The sequence below is a fragment of the Profundibacter sp. genome (assembly GCF_056498605.1).
This window is the reverse complement of sequence record NZ_JBSMEZ010000124.1, coordinates 1-4,748: the sequence shown is the minus strand read 5'-3', so window position 1 is coordinate 4,748 and position 4,748 is coordinate 1. Positions and strand designations below refer to the sequence as shown.

Below are 4,748 nucleotides of genomic sequence, written 5' to 3'. Positions count from 1 at the left end.
AGGGGTGGCTTTGTTTACCCTTGAAGATCGCCAATACCAGCTAACCGAATCAGGGCGGCGGTCGTTACCAGAGGCCGAAGAGCTGTTGGCGCGTGGCGAGGCGTGGTTGAACAACCAATCGGCGCATATTAGCGGGCTCCTCAGTATTGCTATTGAGCCAAAAACTACTGATTCTTCGTATTATCTGCAACAGCATTCGCTTGGCCGTCTGTGGACCGACAGTTCACCCTTGATGCAATATGGTTTCCAGTGTTGGGCCAAGGCGAAGGGGCAGATCGAGAGCCCGGAATTTTCAAATATCAGACCTTATGCGATGGTGTTCAAGCCGCTCGAGGGGGGCTGGATTTGTGCTGAAATTGGCGAAAAATCCTCCTATGCAACATGGCACGGCGGGGAATGGCAACGCAGCAGTATTGGACGTTGGATCTCGGATTTGCCTGGTGGAACGGGTGTCGCGGATTTACTGGTGTATCCATTTCGAGATGTTTGGGCGCATGGAGCCGTGCGGCTGGATCATATCTATACATTCAACACATTCCAAGATAGCCAGGAAAGGGTGCCGATCAGCTATCAAAGGCTGTTGATGGGGTGTCGATTACCTGATGGTAGCTTTGCCTTGGCTGCCCTGATTGACCGAACCCATAATGTCGACATTCAAGGTTTAAGCCCCGAGCGGGCAACATCGATGCAGAAAAATTTCATCATGGATGTTGATGTAAAAGGGCTGAAGCCTGTCAAATAACTTCCCCTAACGCCCAAATTCCTGTCTATATAGAATACAACTATGGCAGGAGTTTTTGATGGGCATTCACAGTGACTTCCATGGCACCCAGTTTATTGAGGAAACGTCTGATATTGCCAACAAAAAGGGAATATTATTGCGTGTTGGCATGTGTTTCAACGAGTATAGCAATTTAATATCGAGATATAGATCGCATCAACCAGTGGGAAAACCGTTCGACCTTAAGAAGAGTGCTTTTCAATCCGAACATGCGTTTTGGGTTGCGGGATGGGATGAAAATGGCGGGTTGGTTCATACACAGGCAATGCGGCCAGTTGATCTGACAGGGCTGTCGCTTGCCGGTTACCTGTCCAATCGGTTTACTGACTTTCCTGCCGCTGGGATTAATTTGGATTTTTCCAAATCATATTACCATCCGGGGCCAAGTGCGCACAGGATACGGGGGCGGGTTAGCTATCACGGCGATTTCTGGTTGGCTGAACGTTACCGCAACACAGGTGTTTCAGGAATACTGGCGCGGTTTGCCCTCGTTTTCAATCAACTGCGTTGGTCTCCTGACTATGTGTTCGGAATTATGCCGCGCCCGATTGCCTTTAAGGGGCTGGTTCAACGCGAAGGTTATATGCATTCGGAACCCGGAGCGTTTAACTGGCATGTGACAGATACCGGAAAGATGCGAGAAGGGTTTATGGTCTGGATGGGTGACGAGGATATCAATCATTTGCTGACAATCCCTTTGCAGAGCTTGGCGCAATAACCTAGCGCCATTGTGCCTTTAGTAGGACGTTGGCGATCTCGACAAATCCTGCACCGCCTTTTTGGGATGCGATCCAGCGCGGTTTTTCGTCGAGCTGGTCCTGAAAATCCAGCACATTGGCAACGCCGCATGAGTTGGGAAAGAATCCAAACATCGGGGCGTCATTCGGGCTGTCGCCGCAAAAGACGATGTTTTGCTTTTCGGCATCCATGTCAAAGCCCAGAACCTCGGTGGTAAACCGGCGGGACATCGACAGTTTGTCATAGTCGCCATACCAGCCGTTGACGTGGATCGACGAGATTTTGGCAACGGCGCCTTCCTGTTCGAATATATCCTTGATTTGCGAAATGGCAGCGGCATCCAGCGGCGGCACATCTTCGCAAAAATCCACAGCGAGGTCGGCCTCGCGGTAGGGTTGGTCGGCAGAAATGGCGCTGCCCGGGACCTCGGCCAGAATGCGGGACTGGATGTGGTTCAGTTTTTGCTGGTTGGCGGTGCGTGTTTTGGCGTCGGCGAAATATTCGCGGCGCATTTTGTGGTTATTTTTGACGTAAGCAAAGTAAAACGCGCCATTTTCGCCAACCACGCCGCTGACCGGCCAAAACCGCGCGATCATGTCGCACCATCCGGCGGGCCGACCGGTGATGGCGGCAACATGAAACCCCGTGTTGTGCAGATTTTCAAGCGCTGCGTAGGCGTCGGCAGGCAGTTGGCCATCGGTCGTCAGGGTGTCATCGATGTCGGTAAAAACAGTGGTGATTTCAGCGGCATCGGCTGTGGGGAATTCGGTGATCGGGCGCATGGCATGCTCGTTGTAATCGACGGGTGCCATGTGCAGAATTAACGGCGACGGTCGCGGCGCGATGACATGGGCTGGAACGCCACGCCGACATGGGCTTCGCAATAGGGTTTGCCAGGCTCGGATGTCAGGCCGCAGAACCAGAATTCTTCGGTCGCGGGATCACCGATTGGCCATTTGCAGGTGCGCTCGGTCAATTCCATCAGGCTGATCTTTTTGGCTTTCTTTTCGACTTCGCGCACGCTGGCCAATGCTTCTGGGCTGATTTCATTTGCCGAAGGTTGCGGTGGTAGGGGTTGGCCCGCCGGAATGATCACCTTGCGGGCGGGCAGCATCGGTTTCGGCGCGGCGGCTGGTGCCGCCTTGGCCTTGGCTGCCGGTTTTGCGCGGGCTGCCGGTTTGGCTGCTGCTTTGCCTTTGGTCGCCGGTTTGGCCCCACTGGTGGCGCGATTGGACAGGCCCAAACGGTGCACTTTGCCGATCACAGCATTACGGGTGACGCCGCCAAGTTCCTTGGCGATCTGGCTTGCGGATTGGCCTTCGCCCCACATTTTAGTAAGTGTTGCCACACGATCATCGGTCCAGGCCATCTGTTTTCCTTAACTGAAAATGGCCGTGAGGAAGGCGGTTTACCCTTATCCTACGACCATATTTGGAATTCTGTTGGGTGCATTTTATACAGCCCACTCGCAGGATACAAGCACCAGTGACGCTATGGTGCTAGTTTTGCATCTGCGAGCCTTTCAAGCCGCAGGCGGTGGCGTTCATCCGTCAGGCGCCAAACCGACCCGAATGTGGCGAATAGCACCCCCAGCCCTGTGGCCCCGCCGATCAGAAACATTACCAGTAGCTGGTATTTTACTGCTTCGGTCGGGTCCACGCCGGACAAGATTTGACCGGTCATCATACCCGGCAACGAGACCACACCAGTGGCCGCCATCGCGTTGATAATCGGCATGAAACCCGCCCTGAGCGCACGGCGCAAAACTGGGCGCAGGGCAAACCAGCGATCCGCACCCAGCAACAGTTGCGCTTCGATTGCGACGCGTTCACGACGCACGGAGGTGTGCAAATTGTCCAGCGCCAGCGACACTCCCGTCATCGTGTTGCCCAGTACCATTCCCAACAGCGGCAGGGCAAAACGTGGGGTCCACCACGGATCGGCGCTGATCATGCTGGTCAGGGCGATCAGGGTGATGCCGGCCCCCGCAAAGGCCATCGCACCGGTGCCCAGTCCAAACCCCCACATTCCGCGCAGCTTGTATTCCTGTCTTGCCCAAATCTCGCGGCCCGCAAACAGCACCATGAAGGTGGCGACCAACAGGGTGAGCCATGGCGACAGGATGGAAAACAGGCTTTTGAGTAATAGCCCTACCAGCACCAGCTGCACCACCATACGAATGGCCGCCACCGCCAGTTTGCGCTCCAGTCCCAGATGCAGCCAGATCGACAACACCCCGTTGAGCACAAGAAAGATCGACGCCAGCAGCAGGTCGGAATACGTCAGACTGATGTAACCGTTCATGCTGCCACCTCGTGCAAGGTTCCGTTCTCGAGATGCAAAATCCGGCCTGCCAGGCGTTTGGCTTGCGTGGCGTCATGGGTCACAATCAGGATCGAGGTGCCATTGGCCAGTTGTTGTTTCAGCAGGGCTTCGATTTGCAGGGTGGTGTCATGGTCCAACGCGGCTGTGGGCTCGTCCAGCAACAATACTCTGGGGTGGGCTTCAAGGCAGCGCAGCAGGGCAAGACGGTGCTTTTCTCCGGTTGAAAGCCGCGCCACCTCCCAGCCCATTGCATCCTTTGGCAATCCTACCGCGGGCAATTGTTGACGCATCCCGTCTGGGTGTTGAAAATGCTCGGCCACGCGCTCTTGCCACCAGCCGCTTTCGGCGGGCAGCATGGCAACGTGTTTGCGCCATAGGGGTGCGTCGGTTTTTGAGCGCAGCAAATCAGCGGTTTGCACGGCTCCGTCATTCGGGTCCAGATCAACGATGGCCCGCAGCAGCACCGATTTGCCGGTGCCCGATGGTCCCGTGATTGCAACACATTCGCCGTCGTTTATGGTAAAGCTGACAGGGCCGACCATCAGGCGGGACAGATTGGTGACTTGCAGCATGGGGTGTCCTTGGCTGGCGTTATCGTACTAAACGCCCAAATCAACGCTAACGCAACCACGCCTAGGACCACGTCAGAAGAATGGCACCTGTGGTGAACCAAAGTCCCAAAGTATCAAGGTCAAGCGTCATGGGCGACAGGTCGGTTCGGGGGATCAGCGCTGGCGTAGCCATAGACGGTTTTGTGGTCATGGGACGTCTTTTTAAGCAGCAGAGTTTTCCTTAGGGCCTGTTGACATTTACCGCAAATGAATGACGGTTGCGACGATTGAAATCATGGCCTTAAAACTATCGTCAGTTTTACATGCACGTAATGCTATCCTTTTGAATTCCT

At 54.9% G+C, this 4,748-nt stretch carries 7 protein-coding genes; 2 read left to right on the top strand and 5 right to left on the bottom strand.

The features are described 5' to 3' along the window. Together ACWB12_RS12575 and ACWB12_RS12570 are read left to right on the top strand one after the other, a co-directional pair. Positions 1–742 (top strand): LysR family transcriptional regulator (locus tag ACWB12_RS12575; RefSeq protein WP_479530434.1); only part of this gene is annotated, 742 nt, incomplete at its 5' end. A 202-nt stretch (positions 743–944) separates the two neighbouring features. Next, a complete protein-coding gene (locus ACWB12_RS12570) occupies positions 945–1,499 on the top strand; it encodes a hypothetical protein (RefSeq protein ID WP_479530433.1) in 555 nt (184 codons plus the stop codon). Position 1,500: 1 nt separating this feature from the next. Here the strand turns inward: ACWB12_RS12570 and ACWB12_RS12565 are convergent, their stop codons facing one another. The 5 genes from ACWB12_RS12565 to ACWB12_RS12545 all read right to left on the bottom strand — a co-directional run bounded on the left by ACWB12_RS12565 (position 1,501) and on the right by ACWB12_RS12545 (position 4,606). After that, positions 1,501–2,301, bottom strand: a complete 801-nt coding sequence (locus ACWB12_RS12565; protein ID WP_479530432.1) for an HAD-IIB family hydrolase — start codon at positions 2,299–2,301, stop codon at positions 1,501–1,503. 38 nt (positions 2,302–2,339) lie between these two features. After that, complete coding sequence (locus ACWB12_RS12560; RefSeq protein WP_479530431.1) at positions 2,340–2,888, bottom strand: GcrA family cell cycle regulator; 549 nt, start codon at positions 2,886–2,888, stop codon at positions 2,340–2,342. 122 nt (positions 2,889–3,010) lie between these two features. Continuing rightward, positions 3,011–3,823, bottom strand: a complete 813-nt coding sequence (locus ACWB12_RS12555) for an ABC transporter permease (protein WP_479530430.1) — start codon at positions 3,821–3,823, stop codon at positions 3,011–3,013. Then, positions 3,820–4,416: an ABC transporter ATP-binding protein gene (locus ACWB12_RS12550; protein ID WP_479530429.1), complete on the bottom strand. Its 597-nt coding sequence runs from the start codon at positions 4,414–4,416 to the stop codon at positions 3,820–3,822. The genes ACWB12_RS12555 and ACWB12_RS12550 overlap by 4 nt, the downstream gene beginning before the upstream one ends. Positions 4,417–4,477: 61 nt before the next feature. After that, the gene (locus ACWB12_RS12545; RefSeq protein WP_479530428.1) at positions 4,478–4,606 is read right to left on the bottom strand and encodes a hypothetical protein; all 129 of its coding nucleotides are present in this window, start codon (positions 4,604–4,606) and stop codon (positions 4,478–4,480) included. Positions 4,607–4,748 lie beyond the last annotated feature (142 nt).

Excerpts from the sequence above, each read along its gene's own strand:
- ACWB12_RS12565 (WP_479530432.1), bottom strand. The coding sequence starts at position 2,301 with ATGCGCCCGATCACCGAATTCCCCACAGCCGATGCCGCTGAAATCACC.
- ACWB12_RS12560 (WP_479530431.1), bottom strand. The coding sequence starts at position 2,888 with ATGGCCTGGACCGATGATCGTGTGGCAACACTTACTAAAATGTGGGGC.
- ACWB12_RS12555 (WP_479530430.1), bottom strand. The coding sequence starts at position 3,823 with ATGAACGGTTACATCAGTCTGACGTATTCCGACCTGCTGCTGGCGTCG.
- ACWB12_RS12550 (WP_479530429.1), bottom strand. The coding sequence starts at position 4,416 with ATGCTGCAAGTCACCAATCTGTCCCGCCTGATGGTCGGCCCTGTCAGC.
- ACWB12_RS12545 (WP_479530428.1), bottom strand. The coding sequence starts at position 4,606 with ATGACCACAAAACCGTCTATGGCTACGCCAGCGCTGATCCCCCGAACC.